Below are 21,656 nucleotides of genomic sequence, written 5' to 3'. Positions count from 1 at the left end.
AGCCAAATTAACTACAATGAATTATTATAACTTAAAAGATAAAGAGGAAATCGTTAATTTCAGAACAGCTTCCATAAAAAGCCAGGGAAAACAAAAAGGACTGTTTTTCCCTGATTCTGTTCCACAGTTTGATCCGGAGTTTATTGAAAATCTTCATTTGTACTCCAATGAAGAAATCGCTTTCAGATGTATGAAAGATTTTATCGGCGAGGAAATTCCTGAGGAAATTTTAAAGGAAATTGTGGCAGAAACCATCAACTTTGCAATTCCTTTAAAAAAAATCAATGAAAATATTTCTGTTCTGGAGCTTTTCCACGGACCCACTCTAGCTTTTAAAGATGTTGGTGCAAGGTTTATGAGCCGCTGTCTTTCTTACTTTTTAAAAGATGAAGATAAAAAAGTTACGGTTTTGGTGGCCACTTCCGGTGATACGGGAGGAGCCGTGGCGCACGGATTTTATAATGTTCCGGGAATTCATGTGGTGATTCTTTATCCTAAAAACAGAGTCAGCGCAGTGCAGGAAAAACAGCTTACCGCGCTGGGTGGAAATATTTCCGCGCTGGAGGTAGACGGCAATTTCGATGACTGCCAGCATCTCGTAAAGCAGGCTTTCTCTGATGAAAACATTAACTCTGAATTATTTTTAACATCAGCAAACTCTATTAACATTGCAAGATGGCTTCCCCAGCAGATTTATTATTTACTGGCTTTAAAACAGTGGAAACAGCATGAAAATTTGGAACCTGTAATTAGTGTTCCGAGTGGAAATTTCGGGAATATTTGTGCCGGACTTCTAGCTCATTTCCGTGGGCTTCCTGCGGATCATTTCATTGCGGCGTGTAACGAAAATGATGTGGTGCCTGACTATCTGAAAACCCAATTCTATCAGCCTAAAAAAGCTGTAGCGACGTTATCTAATGCAATGGATGTGGGCGATCCCAGCAATTTTACGAGGATTCTGGAACTTTTCGGGCAGCAGTTTGAATCCCTGAAGGAAATGATCTCCGGTTATTCCATTGATGATGATACAACATTGCAGACCATAAAAGAGGTTCATGAAAAACACGGATACATTCTGGAGCCTCACGGCGCGGTGGCATTTGCTTCTCTGGAACAATACCTGAATGAAAATCCAGGCAAAAAAGGGTTCATCCTGGGAACGGCACATCCTGTGAAATTCCCTGAAGCAGTGGAAAAAGCGGGAAATATCAAAATCGGGATTCCTGCAGCTCTGGAGGATCTGATGAAGAAGGAGAAAAAAACTGTAGAAATTCATACCGATTTTGAAGAATTAAAACGATTTTTGCTGAATAAAAATCAGGAACAATGAGCAAGATCTTTCTTGAAGATGTAAAAATATATGCGTATCACGGTGTGCTTCCCGAAGAAAATATCATCGGAACCTATTATATTTTAAATGCAGAACTGCACACGGATCTTTGGAAGGCCGCAGAAACAGATGATCTGAATGATACGATAAGCTATGCTGATATCAACGCAATTATTCATCAGGAAATGGAAATTAAATCCAAATTACTGGAGCATGTGGCAGGAAGAATTATAACCCGGATCCATGAAAATTTTCCACAGATCTCATACATTAAGCTGAAGATTACAAAAACTTCTCCCCCAATGCAGGGCGAAATGAAAGGCGCGAGCATTGAACTGGAGAGAAGCTTCAAACCTGATGAGCATTAGACCTATTATTTACAACCAAAACATAAAGAATTGAAATCCATCAAATTGCTATTTTTATTGAGTTTTGCCTCGTTTTTTGGCCAGACTGCTGTTGATAATCCATCTCCCGTTTATAATTTCCCCAAGATAAAATCCAGTATTACGATGCCGGTAACCATTCCGCTTTCGGAGATCAGTAATATGATCAATGCTTCGGTAAAGGAGCTGGTGTATCAGGACGATTCTTATACGGACAATAATAATGATCAGTTTAAAGTAAAGGTCTGGAAAACCCGTCCCATCCGTCTGGTAGGCGGCACCACCCAGAATCTTCTGATTGAGGTTCCGTTAAAAATATGGGCTGAAAAAGGAATTGGCACATTGGGCGTATATTCCTATCAGAATACCACTTTTGAAACGGTGATGTCTTTTAACACAACGATCAGTTTTAAAAATAACTGGACCATTGCCACTACTACGCAGCCTAACGGTTTCAGATGGGTAGCAAAACCTGTTCTCGATTACGGAAAGATACAGATCCCTATTACCTCGCTGGTAGAAAAGAGTCTCAGGGAACAACAGGAGAAATTTGCCAAAACAATTGATCAGCAAATGGCTACGCAGCTGAACTTCCAAAAGTATGCAGTGATGGCATGGAATGTTTTCTCACAGCCTTTTAATATTTCGGAGGAGTATAATACGTGGCTGAAAATCAGTCCGGCTGGCGTAAATATCACCCCTTTGAAGTTCTATGGAAATGAAATCACCACGAATATCGGGATGGATATTTATTCTGAAACATTTACAGGAAGCAAGCCTGCTGCTACCCCCGCGATAAAATCAGTCAGTAATTTCAATGTGGTTCCTGCTCTGGCGGATAAATTTGTGCTGCAAACCACTGCTAATGTTCCTTTTTCCGAAGCCACGAATATTGCCAGAAATATGTTCATGAACAAGGAATACGATGTAAGGGGCTCTAAAGTAAAGATCAAAGATATCCGGGTTTATGGCGCGGACGGCAGAGTAATCATTGAAGCTGAAACGGAGGGCTACGTGAATGGGAAAGCCATTATTTCAGGGATTCCTGTATATGATGAGACCAAAAAGAAAATTGTCCTGTCTAACACGAAATTCAATTTAAGAACCGCCAATATTCTTCAGAAAACAGCGACCCTTATTTTTAAAGGGAAAATTGTAAAAATGATCGAAGACGAATACGGTATTCCCACCCAGGATCTGGAACTCGCTTCTAAGAAAAGTATAGAAGAAGCTTTTAATAAAGAATATTACAAAGGTTTAAAAATGAACGGAAGGGTTTTCAATCTGAAACCGGGCAGCGTTCTTTTAAACGAATACGGGATTACGGCAGTTATAGAAACCAATGCCTCTTTAAAATTAATGCTTAACGGAATTTAAATTCATTAAAAACTAAAAACTTAATAACCAAAACAAATGAGAAAGTATTTACAGATTGTTGACAGACATCGTGCTTCAAAGGGAACCAGACTGGCTAATTATTTAATTGACCTTGTCGCTTTTTATATTATTTTTTTTATTCTTCTTACCCTGTTGATGATCATCAGCCCCGCTTACAGAGAATGGGTGGCCAATAGCAGCGGCATTGTACAAAGGCTGATGGGAATTATTTCTTACATACTATTTACTTTCTTCGTGGAAGCGGTAACCGGCGGAAGAAGCTTAGGAAAACTGATTACCGGAACAAGAGTAATTATGACGGACGGACAAAAACCTTCTATCGGAAATTATTTTTTAAGGAATATCATAAGAGGTGTAATTCTGATAGATCAGCTGTCATTTTTAAGTGAAAACGGATTTCATGACAGTTGGAGCAATACCCGCGTAATTATGATCAAAGATTATGAAGCTGAAAGACAGCTAAAAAGCGATATAAACAGCATTGGAACAAAAGAAATTATCTAAAAAAGTTTTGTCCATAAAGAATTTTTGCTATATTTGCACACCTCAAAAATGGTAAAAATGGTACTTTGGCCGAGCGGCTAGGCAGTGGTCTGCAACACCATCTACAGCGGTTCGAATCCGCTAGGTACCTCAAAAGCCTTTTCTATATAAAACTGAATTTCAGTGGATTATAGAAAGGCTTTTTTATTTTGTGTCTATTTGGCCCCACAATAATCCCACATTCCGATTTCCTACCCAGGAAAAAACACAGCAATACCATAAACAGTGATATATTCTCATCCGAACAAAAAAATAAAAAACAGATACCACATTACCAAATTTCTCTTTACCATGGCATATTGCTTGATACTGCATACACATATTTGAAATGAGCAATGGAACTAAGTTTAAGTCAGGAAACATTAAACAATAATGAAGTCACTGTAACCCTTGCCCTTTTGCATAAGGATTTACAGGAAATGATGAATTACTGCGTACAGCATCAGTGGAAATTTGAAATGATTAACTCTCACAACCTTCAGCTGCATATTCCAAAGGATTCTGTCCATTTGCTATTCTATTTAGGCCATAAGGTTCTATCGGGTATGAGTATGCCAAAAAATATCGCGTAAGCCTGCCACTTTAAAATGCAACACACCAAATACTATATATACTTTCTATTTTTTAATTCAGTTCGTAAAAGCCTTTCGTCATGAGAGGCTTTTTTAATTTATACTAATTGTTATTAGGATCTGATCCTGAAAAAAGAAAACAAAAAAGCCTCCCGCAACACGAGAGGCTAAAGTGTAAATTTCAGAAATATGAATGTATTTAAAAATTGAAAGATAGGAAGTTCCCGGATTCTAAATTATGACTCAGGTCATAAGTCTTTGTCTTACAATTCCGTTCTTTTTTCATGCAAAAAAAAATCCTCAGATTGCTCTGAGGATAAAAACTAATAACCATGAAAACTCAAATTAAACATGAGTTGCTTCATATATTGAAAAATCGTGCCAAAGTAGTTTTTAATTAAAATACTTTTTCATATTTTTTTTTAAAACACTATTGATCAGACCCTTGGAATATATTTAACCTGAAAAACAAAAAACTTCCCCTGTAAAGAGGAAGCTAAGTATGATCATAAAGTGATGAAAACATATAGTATTCAGGTTTTCATATCAAATGTAAAGCTATGCCCGATTTTAGTCTTATGATCAGGATCATATTTCCAGCTGACGGTTTTATTTATATTTGAGTATCAAACCGTCGTTATTATCATCATTATAGAAATACAGAAGTTTGACATCAACTGAAAATACTTTTTTTAGCCATATACTTTTTTAACTCTCCTCGAAAGGAGAGTTTTTTATTTACAGGATGTATTTAACCTTTTGAAATCAGGAGAACAAAAAAGCCCCCAAAATGGAGGCCTCAAAAACACAAATGATGAAAAAAAAATTTTTATAATTTATAAATAATTATTTATCGTTTAATCTTACCCCAAATTTAATTTGTTTTCAGGCTATTATTTTATGCTTGCAGTCATAAAGTTCATTTTTTCTCCCTCAAATAACACATTTAAAGACTTTCCTTGTTTTTACATTTTATCACAAATAAAAACCTTTAAATAAAAAATATTTAAAAATCAGCCATATAATATGAAAAATTTATCAAATACACTATGATCTATGTTATATTTTTTCAATGTTAAATTACCTAGTTTTATCAAGTATAAAATTTAATTCAATTCAACGTGATAAAATTCTCTATTCTTGTCGCCAATTATAACAATGGCAAATACTTTAGAGATTGCTATAACTCTCTGATCAGCCAGACCTATGAAAACTGGGAGGTGATCATCGTTGATGACGCATCCACAGATGATTCTGTAGAAATCATAGAGACTATTATCCAAAACGACCAGCGTTTCAGGCTGTACCGGAATGCCACGAATCACGGTTGCGGCTACACGAAAAGAGAATGTATGAAGTATGCTGAAGGAGAAATCTGTGCTTATCTTGATCCAGATGATGCTCTTTATGCGGATGCATTGAAAACAATGATAGAAGAATTTTCTAAAAATGATAATGATATCGTCGCAGCATATTCCCAGATGATGCTCTGCAATGAAAACCTGAATCCGGACAAAGTTTTTGCAAGTACCAAACAAATCTACAACAGCAGATATTTTTTCAACTGCCCTACCCAGTTTGCGCATTTTTTCACCTTTAAAAAGGAAACTTATCTGAAAACATCCGGCATTAATCCTAAGCTGAAAAGCGCCGTAGACCAGGATCTTTATCTGAAAATCCTTGAGTACGGTGACGTAAAATACATTAAAGAACCCCTCTATCTGTATCGGCTGCATTCAAATGGAATTTCCCAGCAAAGTTCTAAACAGGGAGCCAAAGAATCTTTTGCCCAGGTGATTCATGAGACGATGAAAAGGCGGGGCATCAAAAAAATAAACAACAGGATTGTGCCGGAATTGTATTCCAACTCCCAGGAAATCTATGAGCTTCTGAATTACCAGACCCAAAAGCTTCACAGGCTCATCAATAAAGTAAAAGTAACATTCAACATTTAACATTCAATATTTAATAAAGGGCTTCTCAGAAATGGGGAGCTTTTTTTGTCTATAAGAAATAAAAACGGCCCCCAAAAAGGAGGCCTAAAAACACAAATGATGAAAAAATCTATTTAGAAAAATCCAAACAGAATCCGTCGGCAATAAATGCCTTATTTTTTTACCGTACTAACTGACAGCTTTATACGTTAAATGTAATGCAAATTTCCACACAAAGTGAATAAAATTACAAATTGTGCTAAATTCATTTAAAAATCCCCATGTTGAGGGATTGATGAATGGATGAAATATTCTCTCACAAAATTATTCCGCCCAGGTTACCGGAATATACACCGTAACATAACCGTCCGCATCTACCTGCGCATCAGATACCGTTCCCGTTACAGATCCATACCCGGTCCAGCCGCCTTGCCCCTGCATAGCAGAAAATGTGTAATCACCAGCCGGAATTCCCTCATAATATCCCGGAAGCGTCTGAAAACCGCCACTGTAGTAGGTATCATAAACCACACCTGTCACCGTATTTTCAGCCAGGAAACTTCCGACATCATGATTTCCTGAAAGCGTTTTGGTTCCATCCAAAGAAATAAGACCGAATCTCAGTTTATAGGTTTTTGTCTTGGAAGCTTCTTTAGACAGATCGGTTTTCGTTTGTGGCTGTACATCCGCCGTTATATCATCATTGGAAGAGCATGAAACCGCAACAACCGACAAAGCGGCAAAAGCCATTGCTTTTAAAATTGATATTTTCATATTAAAGTAATTTTGGTATTTCAAAAGTAGCCAATTCATGTGAACTGTATAAAAAGTATTAATTAACTTAAAATTACATTCCCGCACCACCCACAACCCTTTACGGAGTATTCAGGTTTCCAGCAAAAGTGAAGATTTATATAGAAATTCATCATTTTAACACTTCTTAACTTAATTTTGGCTTCATAATTGAAAATACATAGAAAGTTGCCGCCGTTTTGGCTGAGACTCTTTATTAAAATTTGAATTATGAGAAAGATAGTATTAGCAGGTTTTTTATCCGTCATTTTAATGACCGCCTGCAAAAAAGACGACAGGACAGCTGAAAAATCTTTAGAACAGCAAAAACTTGAATTTCAGGCAAGACAGCTTGATATAGAAAAACAAAAGCTGGCCATTGAGAAAGAAAAATTAGTGTACGAGGCACAGAAAAAGGTAGACAGCATTTCTGAAAGTAAAAAATCTCAGGCAGCTGCCGCAGCTAATTCAAAACCTCAGATCATAAGAGAAACGAAAACAATATACAGAGACAGAGGCTCTAATTCCAATTCAGGAGGCGGAACCTATGCTGATAACGGAAACAGCTCTTCACAGGGAACAACCACCCAGAAAAAAGGATGGAGTAAAGCAGCTAAAGGAACTGCTATTGGTGCCGTAGGTGGTGCCGCAGTAGGAGCCATTGTTGCCAAGAAAAACAGAGGTCTTGGAGCCGTGATCGGCGGTGTAGTTGGTGGTGCCACTGGTTATACGATCGGTAGAGCCGGGGACAGAAAAGACGGAAGAGTTCAACCGCGTAATTAATATTTTCACGATAACATTTAAAGATTGCTTATTTTTAAGCAATCTTTTTTTATGATATTAGTCCTGCTCTCTTCGGTTCTCATTCTGTCGGTCCTTGCCGGCTGGGGAAAAATTCTGGAAAGATTTACCGGATCCCTCTTCTCTGGGATTTCAGGAAGTATGATTATGGGAATATTGGGACTCAGCCTGATCTGGACGGCTCTGGCCTTTTTCATTCCTGTTAATATATATGTAGAAATTCCATTCGTTGTTTCCGGACTTTTCTTTTTTTTCAAAGAAAAACTATATCAGGATTTTGGAAGGTTTTCAAAAAAAGACGGCTTTCTGATCGGTACTATTTCTCTGGCTATTGCCTACAGTAGTTCTTTTTATCCTTATATACTGGATCATTTCGGGTACTATGTTCCTACGGTTAAATGGCTTACAGAATATGGTCTGGTGAAAGGGATTTCCAATCTGGATCTTACGCTGGGACAGATGTCGGTATGGCATATTTTCCAGGCAGGATTCTCCGGTTTTTCAGATCCTTTTTTACGGATTAATACCGTTCTTCTTATCATTTATACACTTTATATTTTTGAACGGAAAAGCTGGATCCAGCTGTGCTTTATTCCGGTACTTCTTCTTTTCTCGCAATCACCGAGTCCGGATCTGCCCGTCATTACGCTGTCTTTAATTATTTTAAATGAAATGATAGCAGGAAACAGAAATATCAGTCTGCTTTTTGCGTATTCTGTTTTTATTTTCTCGATAAAGCCTACGATGATCTGGCTTCCGTTATTTGTATTTCTCTGTTCTGTTTTTCTTTTTAAACCGAATTATAAAAATATAGCATTCGGAGTGTGCATTCTTCTTCTTTTTATGATTAAAAACATCTGGACTTTCGGATATCCTGTGTTCCCTGTTGCTGCAGCCGATCTCGGGTTCAACTGGAAACCGAATCCTGAAGTTTTAAAAATATCATCAAAATATGCGATCCTGAAAACGTACGATATGCAGTACACATATGAGGAAATTCAAAAATTTTCAACCTATGATATGGTCATCAACTGGTTGAAGCTACACGGAATCAAATCAAAAATCAATATTCTTTTTATCCTCAGTCTGGCAGCGTTTTTCGTTTTCGCTTGTATTAAAAAAAGCAAGATCATCACATTGGTTTTTATTTCAGTTTTAATTAAAAGCGTATTAGTTTTGGCTTTTTCAGCGCAGTACCGCTTTTTTATTGATGTGTTTTTTGTGATTATTTTCCTCTTGTTTATTCATTTTAGCAAAAGAAACTCACTGATTTTCTTTTCTGTTTTAGGTGTCCTGGTGATTGGAATTTTAACTTTTCCAACTTCCATCCGCCGGATGATCCCAAGTTTCAGACCCGGAAATTTTATGACCGGATTCAAAAAAGAACAGCTGTACAAGCCTTCTGCTTATCATTACAATCAATTTGATACTTTTCAGTCCGGAAACTTAAAGTTCAATATATCAAAAGATTACCCTTTTAATTTCGACACTCCCCTTCCCGCCATTTCATCCGGATATGTACTGGACGACATACAGGCAGAAATTTTTCCTCAGTATATAGATGAAAAAAATCCCGGAAAAGGATTTATCTGGAAAAAACTCACACCGCAGCAAAAAAAGGAGACAGAAGCTATCATCAATAATATCAAAAACACCGATAAATAGAACAAATCCCAAAACTTTATTATCTGAAGAAAAATAGGTAATTTTGTAGTATGTTCAACACATTAGGTAATCTTCTCAGTCTTACAACATTTGGAGAAAGTCACGGCGTGGCTTACGGCGGTATCATCACTAATTTTCCGGCAGGTTTAACGGTAGATTTCGATAAAATTCAATATGAATTGGATCGTAGAAAGCCCGGCCAGTCGGCTATTGTCACTCAAAGAAAAGAAAGCGACACGGTAAAGTTCCTTTCCGGAATCTTTGAAGGAAAAACTACGGGTACCCCAATAGGTTTTATTATAGAAAATGAAAATCAGAAGTCTAAGGACTACGATCATATTGCAGATTCGTACCGTCCCAGTCATGCAGATTTCACGTATGACCAGAAATTCGGGATCAGAGACTATCGCGGAGGAGGAAAATCTTCGGCGAGGGAAACCATCAACTGGGTGGTGGCAGGAGCTTTGGCCAAACAGCTTCTGTCCGGCATCGAAATCAATGCGTACGTTTCTTCCGTAGGTGATATTTTCTGTGAAAAACCTTATCAGGCTCTGGACTTTTCAAAAACGGAAAGCAATGCTGTACGGTGTCCGGATACCGAGACCGCTGAAAAAATGATCGACAGAATTAAAGAAATCAAAAAAGAAGGCAATACAATCGGCGGAACGGTGACCTGCGTCATCAAAAATGTTCCTGTAGGCATAGGAGAACCTATTTTCTCCAAACTTCAGGCTGAACTGGGTAAAGCGATGCTGAATATCAATGCCTGCAAAGGATTTGAATACGGAAGCGGTTTCTGCGGTGCTAAAATGACCGGAAAAGAGCATAATGATGCTTTCAATACGGATTTTACTACTCAATCCAATCTTTCAGGCGGAATCCAGGGTGGAATTTCTAATGGAATGGATATTTATTTCCGTGCAGCGTTCAAACCGGTGGCTACGATTTTAAGACCTCAGGAAAGCGTGGACAAATACGGAAATCCTGTTACTGTGGAAGGAAAAGGACGTCATGATCCATGTGTAGTGCCGAGAGCGGTTCCTATTGTGGAAAGCTTAGCTGCATTTGTACTGGCTGACCTGTTCCTGATCAACAAAACAAGAAACATCAATAATTTTTAATATAAATATTTTTAGTAATGAAAAATTACTGGGATCAGGGTATTTCTTTTGAAGAATATATCCGCATCGGAAGGGAGAGACTAGAAAACCCTTCCAGTCAGCAGGAAACAGAATACAAACAATATTACGAGCTTGGGCTTCAGAGAATGGACAGAACCCTGAAAAAGTATGTCCCGGATGAAGAACAGCTGAAAGAACTGGCTTCGAAGAATTTTGATGGAAAAATCCTCATTATTTCAGAAGCATGGTGCGGGGATGCCAGTGCCACAGTTCCGGCCCTTGTTACTTTTTTCAAAGGCCATAATGAAGTGAAAATTTTCCTTAGAGACAGTGACAAAAGCTTAATTAACCAATTTCTGACCAACGGTACGGAATCTATTCCTAAAGTTATTATTCTGGACAAGGATTTCAATGTGAAAAATTCATGGGGTCCCCGTCCAAAATATGGTTATGAACTATTAATGAAGTATAAAGCAGATCCTGAAGCGTATCCGAAAGACAGCTTCTACAATGACCTGCAGCTGTATTATGCAAAAAACAGAGGCAAAGACTCCGTTCAGGAAATCCTGGAATTATTATAATTTAGATTGAATCCATACGGCAGAAAATAACAGTAAAGATCAACCCATGAAAAAGAATATCATTTATCTTGTCCTTATCATCATTATTGGTGTGGTGGCTTTTGTTCCGGGCGTAAAGGAGTACCTGAGGGACCAGTTTTTCCCGATCGCCACGATTGAAAATGCCGTACATGTAAGTGAGGAAGATTATGACATTGAACTTAAAGGAATCAATGTACCAAGTACGAATCTCAAAGCATTTAAAAACAAACCTGTTTTCCTTAATTTCTGGGGAACCTGGTGCCCGCCGTGCAGAAAAGAATGGCCTACGATCCAAAAGTTATACGATTCAAGAAAAGGAAATGTAGATTTTGTTCTGATTGCCATGAATGATAAGGAAGATGCCGTAAGAGCTTTTTTAAAGGAAAATAATTACACCGTTCCTGTATACATTGCTCAAAGTCCTATTTCTGAAAAAATTCTTCCGAAAGTATTCCCTACTACTTTCCTGATTGATCAGCATGGAAGAATCATCATAAAGGAGGATGCCTACAGAGATTGGAACACAGAGACTGTGCATCAGTTCATTGACAATATCATCAAGTAATTTTTTTAACTAAATTTTATAGTTTATTGGTATAAAATTTGCGAAATTTACTATGTTGAAAAATTTATTAAAACTAAACACAAAATGAAATATTCGAAATTGAATCTTGCAAAAGAAGCCATCAGCCACAAAGGTTTCGTAAAAAAAATCCCTGATATTTTCAGAATGGTTAAATTATGGAGAAAAGGAGTTTATCCTATGAAATCTCTTGATATTATCCTTCCGCTTCTCGGGATCTTATACGTCATCTCTCCCATTGACCTTCTTCCTGAGTTTGCAGTCCCTGTTTTAGGGGTGATGGATGACCTGGCGGTATTATCGCTTACGATTCCAAAACTGATTAAAGAGGTGGATAAATTCTTACTGTGGGAAGCAGAACAGAGGCTGAACGGTACGAAAGTCATTGACGCAGAAATTGTAAAATAATCATTTACAGAAATATTATTAAGCCATCCTGAAATAACTCAGGGTGGTTTTTTATTGACAAATTGCGGATAAATTTTTAAGCCTTATTTCAAATGATTAAATTTGCAGTATCTAATAAAAAAGAATGGAAAGTAAAAAAGAATTTTTCTTAGAATGCTACAAGCTGGGCATCATCAAATTTGGAAGGTTTACCTTGAAAAGCGGCATCGAAAGTCCGTTTTATGTAGACCTGAGACCTTTGGCTTCAGATCCTAAAATCTTAAAAAATCTGGCTAATTATTTATTGGAAATGCTTCCACTGGATAATTTTGATTTAATCTGCGGAGTGCCATATGCTGCACTTCCGATGGCTACTGCAATGTCTTTGGAAAGTTATATTCCATTAATTATTAAAAGAAAGGAAGCAAAAAGCTACGGAACTAAAAAACTGATCGAGGGAATTTATCAGAAAGGCCAGAACTGTCTTTTGGTAGAAGACGTGATCACTTCCGGAAAATCTCTTGTTGAAACTATTGCAGAAGTAGAACAGGAAGACCTTAAAGTAGCTGATATCGTTGTGGTTCTCGACAGAGAGCAGGGCGGAAAACAATTACTGGAAAGTAAAGGTTACAGAGTTCATACGCTTTTCAATATTTCAGAAGTTTGCGGAATCCTTCAGGAAACCGGAGAATTGTCTGATGAAGAAGTAAAGAGAATCCAGGATTTCTTACAGGGGAATCACATCCAGTTTGAAGAAAAAACAAGAAGCTCTTACGAGCAGAAATTAGATCATGCACAGCATTCGGTTTCTAAAAAATTATTGGAAATAGCTCTGGCTAAAAAATCAAACCTGATTGCATCTGCAGATGTTACCACCACACAGGAATTACTTGCTCTTGCTGAAAAAGTGGGTCCTCATGTGATTGCATTGAAAACGCATATCGATATTATTTCAGATTTTGATTACGAAAAAACAATTCTTCCTTTAAAAGCATTAGCTGAAAAGCATCAGTTCTTATTAATGGAAGACAGAAAGTTTGCTGATATCGGCAATACACAGGAGCTTCAGTTTACAAGCGGTGTGTTTAAAATCACAGACTGGGCAGATTTCGTGACGTCTCAGGTGATTGGAGGATTTGAATCCCTGGACTGCTTTAAAAATGTAGGCGTTGTAGCTATTGTAGGAATGTCTTCCAAAGGAGCACTGACAACGGCCAGCTACCGTGAAGAAGCATTAAAAGTAGCTTCCTCCCATCCTAATGTCATAGGAGCGGTATCCCAGAACCAGATTCCTGAAGAACTGCTTCTTTTCACTCCGGGTGTTAACCTTGCCGATTCAGGAGATGGGAAAGGCCAGCAGTACAATACGCCGGATCATGTTTTCAAAATGCTTCACACGGATTTTATCATTGTAGGAAGAGGAATTTATAAATCTGAAGATCCTGAAACCGCGGCTGTGACTTATAAAAATGAGGGCTGGAATGCGTATGTTAATTCTTTGCAAAAAAATACCATCCAAGACTAAAACCCTGTTGAATATATTCAAAATAAGTTTATATTTGGGCTTTATCACAGGATATTGAAAAAGATCACCACTTGCCTAGTTTTGTTTTGGGGAATTATACAGGTTTCCGGACAGAAAGACAGCATCTATATTGAAGCAAAATTATCTGCCGACAGAAAAACGCTGGAGGTTAATCAGGAGATTGTGTACTATAATCATTCTGATAAAGACCTGCATTCGGTGAAACTTCTCAATTGGGTGTCTGCCTATAATAAAAGAGGAACCTCTTTAGTTTACAGAAAACTGGAAGACAGAAGCAGTGATCTGCATTTTGCAAAACAGGAACAGCTTGGTAAGCTTGTTGATCTGCAAATTAAAAATTCAGTGCAGGAGCCTGTCACAGTTCCTTCTACTGCAGACGAGAATCTTTTTCTTCCTCTGGCAGAAGCTTTGAAGCCTGGTAAAAGCATAAAATTAAAGCTTCAGTATAAGATGGACCTTCCCGATAAGAAATTTACGGGGTACGGAACATCCGATCAGCTGACTGCATTAAAATATTTCTTTATTGTTCCGGATCATTTCGATCCGGACAATTTTTCCAAAAGGAACTATCACGATATTGAGGAATCGGTCAATTTCAATACGTACTGGACCGTCAACTTCGATCTTCCTCCCAACAGTTTTATCGAAAGTAATCTGCCGCAAATCCAGATGAATGCATTTCAGGGTTATCTTGATTCTGATCCTGAATTTGTGATCACACAGAACGGTTTACCTTCTATAAAAATCAATCTGGATGGATCAGATACCGAAATCAAATTCGGATATAATCTGAAACCGGAAGAGAAACAGAATCTGGAGTTTTATCTGCCGCTGCATTTAAAATTCATCAAAGAAAAAATAGGATACCTTCCAAAAAATCTCTTTATTTCTGAAAAGTTCAGATCGTCGGAAGATTTTTTTGGGAACAACGATATTTCGTTCTGGAAGTTCAGGTTTCAGCTGTTCACGGATGCTGAAAAAACAGATCTTGATTACTTCGGAATTATTGCAAAAAAAGTTCTTGACGAAGGCATTATTGCTGATAAACAGACGAACCACTGGTTTAAGAACGGTTTAAAATCTTATCTGGAAATTCAATATCTCCAAAAGTTTTATAAAGACACCAAATTATTGGGAGCTTTACCCGAGACGCGTATTTTCGGGGTAAAACCATTGAAACTCTTCCATGCATCTCAGGTGAAACTTATCGACCGCTACGGACTGACTTACCAATATATCATGTCTCAGAATCTTGATCAGAAGATCAGCGAAAAGTTTGCGGTTCTGAGCAACTTCAATGTTATGGCTGTGAGCAGTTTTGAAACGGGAAGCCTCTTCAATTACACGGCTGAAAAAATGGGTTATGATCAGTTCAACGATATTTTGAAAGAGTATATCGTCCAAAATACGGACAAGAAGATCAATCCGGAAGAATTTCTTCAAAAGGTTGCTGAGAAAGAAAAAACCTCAAGCTATCTTTCCAATTTTTTAAAGCAGAAAAACAGGGTTAATTTCAGACTGAAAAATGTCAGAAAAGATGAAGAATCCCTGACGATCAAAATCGGAAAGAATACGGATTCTCCTATTCCGGTGCGTCTTGAAACCCAAACCATGGAAGGCGAAAAAAAATCCTACTGGATAGAAACCGGAGAAAATGAAAGGTTTACCAATTTTGCTCTTCCGGCTTCAGAAGATATTCACAAAGTGACGCTCAACACAGATTATATTTTCCCTGAATCCAAATACCGGGACAATTTCCTGTATGCAAAGGGCCTGTTTTCGAATGCAAAAAAAATAAAATTCAAGCTTATTAAAGATATCCCGAATCCTGAATACAACGAAGTATACATCAGTCCAAGGGTACGTTTTAATAATACGTATGATAAATTCCTTCTGGGAGTGAATCTAAAAAACCAATCTTTGTTTGATCAGAAGTTCCTGTATTCATTTACTCCAACCTATAGTACCGGAACCGGAAAACTGACAGGATCAGGAGCGGTATCCTACTCTTTTCTTCCTGCTGAAAGTATTTTCAGAAGTATAACGTTTGGCGTATCGGGATCTTATTTCCATTATGATTATGGCCTGGCCTATACCAAAACTTCCCTGTTCTCCAATTTCAATTTCAGAAAGAATCCGAGAAGTACGGTAAGCAGAAGTCTTGGATTTTCCTATAATTATTTAGAGAGAGATCTTAGCCCGAGAATGGTGGCCAACAGGGATTACAGCAAATACAATCTCTGGAGCGCAGGATACGGCTACAGTGACAGCCAGATGATCCATGAAAAAAGCTTAAGCCTGAGTACTCAGGGAATGGAAGATTTCAATAAAGTAACGGCGGAAGGTTTTTACAGATGGGAATTTGCGCCAAAACAGAAATTAAGTGTCAGATTATTTGCCGGCTACTTTGTAAGAAATGACACCCGGAACAATACGTTCAACTACGGAATTTCAAGAGTGTCCAATTATTCTTTCTCTTACAATCTTTTGGGGGAAAGTGCCAGCAGCGGACTTTTATCGCAGCAGTTTATCCTTGCCGACGGAGGTTTTAAATCTTTTATTCCCGGATCTGTCAATAAATGGATCACTTCCTTCAATGTGGATTCAAGTGTGTGGAAAATATTCCATGTGTATGCTGATGCCGGAATCTATAAAAACAAAAACCGACCTACAGAATTTATCTGGGACAGCGGAATCAAGGTAAGATTAATTCCGGATTTCCTGGAGATCTACTTCCCTATTCAGTCTTCTTTAGGCTTTGAACCGTCTTTTAAAGATTATGCAAAACGCATCAGATATACTTTGGTGCTTAATCTTGGAGCTGTAATCAATGCTGCCAGAAGAGGATGGTATTAATAGAAGTTAGATGAAAAGGATGGAAGATGGAAGTTACTCCCGGGCATTTATTATTAAACAAAAATATCTTCTCCCCAACTTAAGTTAAATAAAAAAGCAACTGAAAATACAGCTGCTTCTCTTAACATGTTATATTGAAAACTAACTTTTGCCTTTTTTAAACGGATCAGCCATTTGTAATGACTAAATATTTCGTTTTGTATTAAGTAAATATCAAAAACAGTACCACAAAATTTGAAATTATTAAAAAACAGCACCCAAATCAAAAATATTATTTATCAATTCAATATATTGATTCAATTATTTTAAATAAAACAACAGGATTAAAGATAATCACATAAATAAGTTTCGGCCATTTCTTCGAAATGGCCGAAACTTATTTTATATTTTTTACTAGAATTCTATGAGTGGATGTTTATTTGCGCTTAATCGTATCGATATTTCATCACAAAAAAGGCCATCTCACTTTTGAGACGGCTCTTGTATATTGTAAAGAAACTAAAAATTAGTCTTTAAGAATCTTTTGAGATACAGGCTCGTTGTTTACTGTTCCTGTAACGATGTAGTTTCCTTTTGAAAGCCCGGAAACGTCAACAGTACCGTTTTGTTTTACAGAAGCAGATTTCACAACCTGTCCGTACATATTGTAAACTTTCACATCTTTCACATCAGCACCAAACGTAATTTCGTCGCTTTTCACGAAAGTATTTTTTACAAAGTTTAATTTGGTTGTAAAGTTTTCAGAAGTACCTAATGCTCCTGTTGTAGCAGTTCCTGAAATAACTACGTCATCAATACTGAAAGTTCCTCCGGCAGCCTCAGCACCGAAAAAGTAAAATCTTAAAGTTACAGGGCTTGTTACGTTAGAAATAGCTGGAGCTAAAGTATTCCCATTTTGTCCTGAACAGGTTGAACAGTCATTTACAAAATGAAACTCGTTAGTTCCTACCACTTCCAGTTCTGCATTGGCCGGAGCAATTGATGCCGGTAAGTTCGCGGCATAAGAATTAGTACTTGATCTTACCACATAAGATCTTGGGCCTGTTCCTGATCTCTGGCTTCTAAAAGTTACAGAAGATATAGAAAGACTTACCCCTGCATTTGGTGTTACGGTAACCTGAAAATACTTTGCTAAATCCGGAGTAGTCGCAGTAGGAGCCCCACTGTGTGCAAATCTGTTCCCGGTTCCGGTTTGAGTATATCCCGTTGTTGTAAAATTTCCAAGTGAAATATTAGAGATTCCTGTTCCTGCAGCTGCTCCTGTTGTAGAGGGAGGCGTACCTTCAAAATCATAAGTCGCAGTAAAGCTCTGTGCGTTCATCATAGATAGCGATGCTATCCCCAAAATAGTAAAGATTTTTTTCATTATAAAAAGTTTTTTTTTATTTAACAAAGTAAAAGTACAAAAAAACCATCATTATATTTAATTCTCCAACTATATTTAACAATTAGTTAAAATTAACTTTCGAAAACCTTCCTGAAAACCGCATTAACATTGATATTTTTAATTCAATAATAAATCCCTTTTAAAAGACTTATCATGTCTGAAACTGCCAATTACAGAAAGAAATAAATTTATTCAAACGCTTATTGTAGTTGAAAATTTCAACATAGCATGTTGCCATTTCAAAACATTTTTTTCACAAGTCACCTCAAAGATTATAAATTTTATTATTAATAATTTACAGCCAAAAAACAATTGAAATTTTCAGGAATTTATAATATTTACATTAATTTTCTGTTAATAATGCTAAACCCGTTTCCATTAACATTTTTTAGTTATTTTTACGAATTATTTTGAAAGGCTTGCGGAATTTTTTTCTTCTGATCGGTTTGTTTTTCATGGGCATATTTTCGGCCCATGCACAGATTTTTTCATGGAAAAATCCAAATATTCCTCAGGACAGCATTAAAAAGGACAGCATCCTTGCTGCCAGGTTTGAGCAGGACATTTTTGCAAAAGATACCCTTGATTTTGTAAAAACCAACAACAAAATAATTGTAGACGAAGCTGTACTCGCCAGAAATGATAAAAAACGGTTTTTGGGTGAGCTGAACTCTAAAGGTTCCATTATCCGCGGGATCACCTTCGGAAACAATCAGGGACAGTCTGTACAGAGTTCTATGGACCTTCAGATCTCCGGACGCCTTTCAAAAGATGTAACTATTCTAGCCAGTATTTCTGATCATAATTTACCCATTCAGGCTGACGGTTACACGCAGACGCTGGAAGAATTTGACAAGATCTACATGCAGCTTAATATTAAGGATAAATCCATCCTGAGAGCCGGTCACCTTGATCTTGTGGATCCCAAAACCTATTTTGCCAAATTTCAGAGACGAAGTATGGGACTTCAGTTCCAGACCGAATTTGGAAAGGACAATAAAACCTTTGTAGATGTTTCCATGGGCGTGGCGCGAAGTGAATTCCACAGGGTGCGTTTCCAGGGGGTGGAAGGTAACCAGGGACCCTACCGCTTAACCGGTAAAAACGGCGAACAGTTTATCACTTTGATCTCAGGATCTGAACAGGTTTTTATTGACGGTATTCTGATGAAGCGTGGGGAAAACCAGGATTATATTATTAATTACAATACCGGAGAGGTAACCTTTACCAGCTTCCGGCCGATTTTCCAGCAGAATTTCATTACGATTTCCTATAACTACACGAACAGAAATTACTCCAGATATTTATTCACCGGAAAACTGGAACATCAGCGGGAAAAATTTAAAGTAGGATTGAATTGGTTCATGGAAAATGACAACAAAAATGCTCCTCTTTCTTTAAATCTTTCCAAAGAAGATGAACAAATCCTGGCCGATGCCGGAAATAATCCTGATATGATGTACGCTCCTTCCGGAGTAGTTACTGAATATGATGTGAACAAAATTTTATACCGCCTCAACCCTGCTGGAAATTTCTATGAATTTTCCACGGATCAGAATGAAACACTTTATCAGGTTTCTTTTACGTATTTCGGGATCAATAAGGGAGATTATAAAATTACACAGACCACCAATAACGGCCGTGTCTTTGAATATGTAGGAACTAATCAGGGTGATTATAAGGCCGTAAGAAAGCTTCCTTCACCACAAAAATCTCAGGTATACTCCGTGAATTCCGAATTCCTTTTAAAAGAAGGAAAAATAGGGGCAGATTTCTCCCTGAGCAATTATGACCTGAACCTGTTCTCCTCAAAAGATGCCGCCCAAAATATGGGTTATGCATGGCGTATTTTTGGAAACAAGAGCTTTACAAAAAACAGCTGGAAAGGAACTCCTAGCTTCGAATACCAATATATTGACAAGCAGTTTCATATTCTGGACCGTATCAATGATGTAGAATTCTCAAGGGATTTTAACCTGATTCAGGAATTCAGCCAGAGAACGCAAAACAGATTTATTTTCAGCTTTTTAAATAAATGGAATAATAAATCCACCTTAAATTACAGAATCAACTATCTGGATGAGCAGGATGCCTACAAAGGGATCAAAAATGATCTGGATTTCGGATGGATCACCGGGAAATTCTTTACAAAAGGAAACCTCTCCTATCTGAATACCAATGCGACCCTTCAGGATACGAAATTCGTCCGCGGCGGCGTGTCCACAGAGTTTACAGGCAAAAAAGGAAGCTGGGCCGTTGGAGGAAGTATGGAACATAATGAGAAAAAGTATAATGATACGCAGCTCATGGATGTCACCAGTTTCAGCTGGAAAGAACTTTTTGTACAGAAAAAAATCGGGGACAGTACGCGTACCAAATTGCTGGCAAAGGTTTATATGAGGGATAATGACTCGGTGCGTAACAACAGACTGGAAAACATGAACAATATTTTGGGAATCATGGCGGAAAGTCAGCTGATTAAAACGGATAAAACTACTTTAAATGCATTAATTCACTACAGAAAATTCTTCTACCAGAGCGATGCCGCGGATATGACCAGAAATAACGACTTTGTTGTCGGGAACATCCTTTACAACCAGCAGCTGTTCAGAAACGGGATGCGTCTTCAGGCTTTTTATGAGCTTGGAAACGGGCAGGAAGCGCAGAGAGAATTCCAGTATCTTAAAGTTACGGATGGCCAGGGTGTTTATAAATGGACGGATTACAACGGCGACGGTATTCAGCAGCTTGACGAATTTGAAATTGCAGAATATTCCGACCTTGCCCAATACATCAGGATCTACACGAATTCAGTAAGGTATATTCCTTCCAATAAAAATAAAATCCAGCTTGCTTTATTCGTTAATCCAGCCATTGTTTTCAATTCTGAGAATGCATTTTTAAAGCGCTGGAACTTTAATGTTTCCTTAAATTCACAAAATTCATTTTATAAAAAAGATAAGGTTCTGGTTTTAAATCCTTTTGAAAAAAACAGTGATCAGATCCTGAAAAACCAGAATATTTTAACTTCTGTGCAGTTCAATCCTACTGAAAAATCCGGATGGAACGGGAATTACCGATTCATCAGCAATGATAACCTCATCAATGCCAATTTCAGTAACGAGGAACGCCAGCAGACGTCTCATTTTGTCAACATCGGCTATTGGTTTAATAAAGAGTTCAGGGTAGACTGGGAAAATTCAATTCATGAGCTTAAAAACTCGTCCCAGCTTTTTGCCACAAGGGATTACCGCTTAAATAATATTGAGACCAAGCCGAAAGCTACCTATAAATTCACAGATGCCATTCAGGCTGAGCTGTCTTCCGCCTACCGCCAGAAAAAGAGAGTGGATGGAGAAGAATTACTGAAAGCTTTTGATGTTACAGGAACCATTCAATGGGAACGGAAGAAAACTTCAATCCGGGGTAATTTCTCCTTTATCAACAATGATTTTACAGGAAACAATTTCAGCATTGTCGGAAACCAGATGCTGGACGGCCTTAAACCCGGCAAAAACCAGGTATGGAGTGTTTTCATCCAGCAGGCGATCAATTCTTTCCTTCAGCTTAATTTAAATTACGAAGGCAGAAATTCCGGAGAGAGAACCATTCATATTGGAAGTATGCAGGTGAAAGCGAGTTTCTAGTTGAGTTGGAGAGTTTTTGGGTTGGAGAGTGTTAGAGTTGCTGGTTGCTAGTTTCTAGTTGTATATTCCCCATTATCACTCATCACTCATCACTTATCACTCATCA

At 37.7% G+C, this 21,656-nt stretch carries 17 protein-coding genes and 1 tRNA gene; 16 read left to right on the top strand and 2 right to left on the bottom strand.

Annotated elements, in window-relative coordinates; genetic code table 11:
- Positions 1 to 16 precede the first annotated feature (16 nt).
- From thrC to JET18_RS01960, 7 genes are all read left to right on the top strand, one after another.
- Complete coding sequence (thrC, locus tag JET18_RS01990) at positions 17 to 1,330, top strand: threonine synthase (protein WP_202088944.1); 1,314 nt, start codon at positions 17 to 19, stop codon at positions 1,328 to 1,330.
- Positions 1,327 to 1,698 carry a dihydroneopterin aldolase gene (gene folB, locus JET18_RS01985; RefSeq protein ID WP_202088942.1) on the top strand — a complete coding sequence of 124 codons (372 nt, stop codon included), beginning with the start codon at positions 1,327 to 1,329 and terminating at the stop codon, positions 1,696 to 1,698. The genes thrC and folB overlap by 4 nt, the downstream gene beginning before the upstream one ends.
- A 30-nt stretch (positions 1,699 to 1,728) precedes the next feature.
- The gene (locus tag JET18_RS01980) at positions 1,729 to 3,093 is read left to right on the top strand and encodes a DUF4403 family protein (RefSeq protein WP_202088940.1); all 1,365 of its coding nucleotides are present in this window, start codon (positions 1,729 to 1,731) and stop codon (positions 3,091 to 3,093) included.
- Between the two features lie 36 nt (positions 3,094 to 3,129).
- On the top strand, positions 3,130 to 3,618 hold the full coding sequence (locus JET18_RS01975; RefSeq protein WP_202088938.1) for an RDD family protein: 489 nt from the start codon (positions 3,130 to 3,132) through the stop codon (positions 3,616 to 3,618).
- A 59-nt stretch (positions 3,619 to 3,677) separates the two neighbouring features.
- Positions 3,678 to 3,748, top strand: a tRNA-Cys gene (locus JET18_RS01970).
- A 244-nt stretch (positions 3,749 to 3,992) separates the two neighbouring features.
- Positions 3,993 to 4,229 carry a hypothetical protein gene (locus JET18_RS01965; RefSeq protein WP_202088936.1) on the top strand — a complete coding sequence of 79 codons (237 nt, stop codon included), beginning with the start codon at positions 3,993 to 3,995 and terminating at the stop codon, positions 4,227 to 4,229.
- Positions 4,230 to 5,350: 1,121 nt separating this feature from the next.
- Positions 5,351 to 6,184 carry a glycosyltransferase family 2 protein gene (locus JET18_RS01960; RefSeq protein WP_202088934.1) on the top strand — a complete coding sequence of 278 codons (834 nt, stop codon included), beginning with the start codon at positions 5,351 to 5,353 and terminating at the stop codon, positions 6,182 to 6,184.
- Between the two features lie 303 nt (positions 6,185 to 6,487).
- Here JET18_RS01960 and JET18_RS01955 read toward each other — a convergent pair whose 3' ends face one another.
- Positions 6,488 to 6,937: a hypothetical protein gene (locus JET18_RS01955; RefSeq protein ID WP_202088932.1), complete on the bottom strand. Its 450-nt coding sequence runs from the start codon at positions 6,935 to 6,937 to the stop codon at positions 6,488 to 6,490.
- Positions 6,938 to 7,186: 249 nt separating this feature from the next.
- Between JET18_RS01955 and JET18_RS01950 the strand changes: the two genes are divergently transcribed.
- The 8 genes from JET18_RS01950 (at position 7,187) to JET18_RS01915 (ending at position 16,516) form a co-directional block, all read left to right on the top strand.
- Positions 7,187 to 7,738 carry a glycine zipper domain-containing protein gene (locus JET18_RS01950; RefSeq protein WP_202088930.1) on the top strand — a complete coding sequence of 184 codons (552 nt, stop codon included), beginning with the start codon at positions 7,187 to 7,189 and terminating at the stop codon, positions 7,736 to 7,738.
- Positions 7,739 to 7,789: 51 nt separating this feature from the next.
- Entirely contained in the window at positions 7,790 to 9,421 is a 1,632-nt protein-coding gene (locus JET18_RS01945) for an LIC_10190 family membrane protein (protein ID WP_202088928.1), read from the top strand.
- 50 nt (positions 9,422 to 9,471) lie between these two features.
- Positions 9,472 to 10,542 (top strand): chorismate synthase, encoded by a 1,071-nt coding sequence (gene aroC, locus JET18_RS01940; protein WP_202088926.1) that lies wholly within the window; start codon positions 9,472 to 9,474, stop codon positions 10,540 to 10,542.
- A 17-nt stretch (positions 10,543 to 10,559) separates the two neighbouring features.
- Complete coding sequence (locus JET18_RS01935) at positions 10,560 to 11,123, top strand: thioredoxin family protein (protein ID WP_202088919.1); 564 nt, start codon at positions 10,560 to 10,562, stop codon at positions 11,121 to 11,123.
- Positions 11,124 to 11,169: 46 nt separating this feature from the next.
- On the top strand, positions 11,170 to 11,709 hold the full coding sequence (locus JET18_RS01930) for a TlpA family protein disulfide reductase (RefSeq protein ID WP_202088917.1): 540 nt from the start codon (positions 11,170 to 11,172) through the stop codon (positions 11,707 to 11,709).
- Between the two features lie 84 nt (positions 11,710 to 11,793).
- Positions 11,794 to 12,135, top strand: a complete 342-nt coding sequence (locus JET18_RS01925; RefSeq protein WP_202088915.1) for a YkvA family protein — start codon at positions 11,794 to 11,796, stop codon at positions 12,133 to 12,135.
- Positions 12,136 to 12,259: 124 nt separating this feature from the next.
- Complete coding sequence (gene pyrF / locus JET18_RS01920) at positions 12,260 to 13,639, top strand: orotidine-5'-phosphate decarboxylase (RefSeq protein WP_202088914.1); 1,380 nt, start codon at positions 12,260 to 12,262, stop codon at positions 13,637 to 13,639.
- Positions 13,640 to 13,693: 54 nt separating this feature from the next.
- Positions 13,694 to 16,516: an aminopeptidase gene (locus tag JET18_RS01915; protein WP_228728467.1), complete on the top strand. Its 2,823-nt coding sequence runs from the start codon at positions 13,694 to 13,696 to the stop codon at positions 16,514 to 16,516.
- A 505-nt stretch (positions 16,517 to 17,021) separates the two neighbouring features.
- Here the strand turns inward: JET18_RS01915 and JET18_RS01910 are convergent.
- Complete coding sequence (locus JET18_RS01910; protein WP_202088912.1) at positions 17,022 to 17,882, bottom strand: T9SS type A sorting domain-containing protein; 861 nt, start codon at positions 17,880 to 17,882, stop codon at positions 17,022 to 17,024.
- A 476-nt stretch (positions 17,883 to 18,358) separates the two neighbouring features.
- On the opposite strand from JET18_RS01910, the gene JET18_RS01905 reads away from it, so the two are divergent.
- Positions 18,359 to 21,550 carry a hypothetical protein gene (locus JET18_RS01905; protein ID WP_202088911.1) on the top strand — a complete coding sequence of 1,064 codons (3,192 nt, stop codon included), beginning with the start codon at positions 18,359 to 18,361 and terminating at the stop codon, positions 21,548 to 21,550.
- Positions 21,551 to 21,656 lie beyond the last annotated feature (106 nt).

This window comes from Chryseobacterium endalhagicum, assembly GCF_016745235.1.
Taxonomy (GTDB): Bacteria; Bacteroidota; Bacteroidia; order Flavobacteriales; family Weeksellaceae; genus Chryseobacterium; species Chryseobacterium endalhagicum.
The sequence above is the reverse complement of the archived record's forward strand: the minus strand, read 5'-3'. Positions and strand labels throughout refer to the sequence as shown.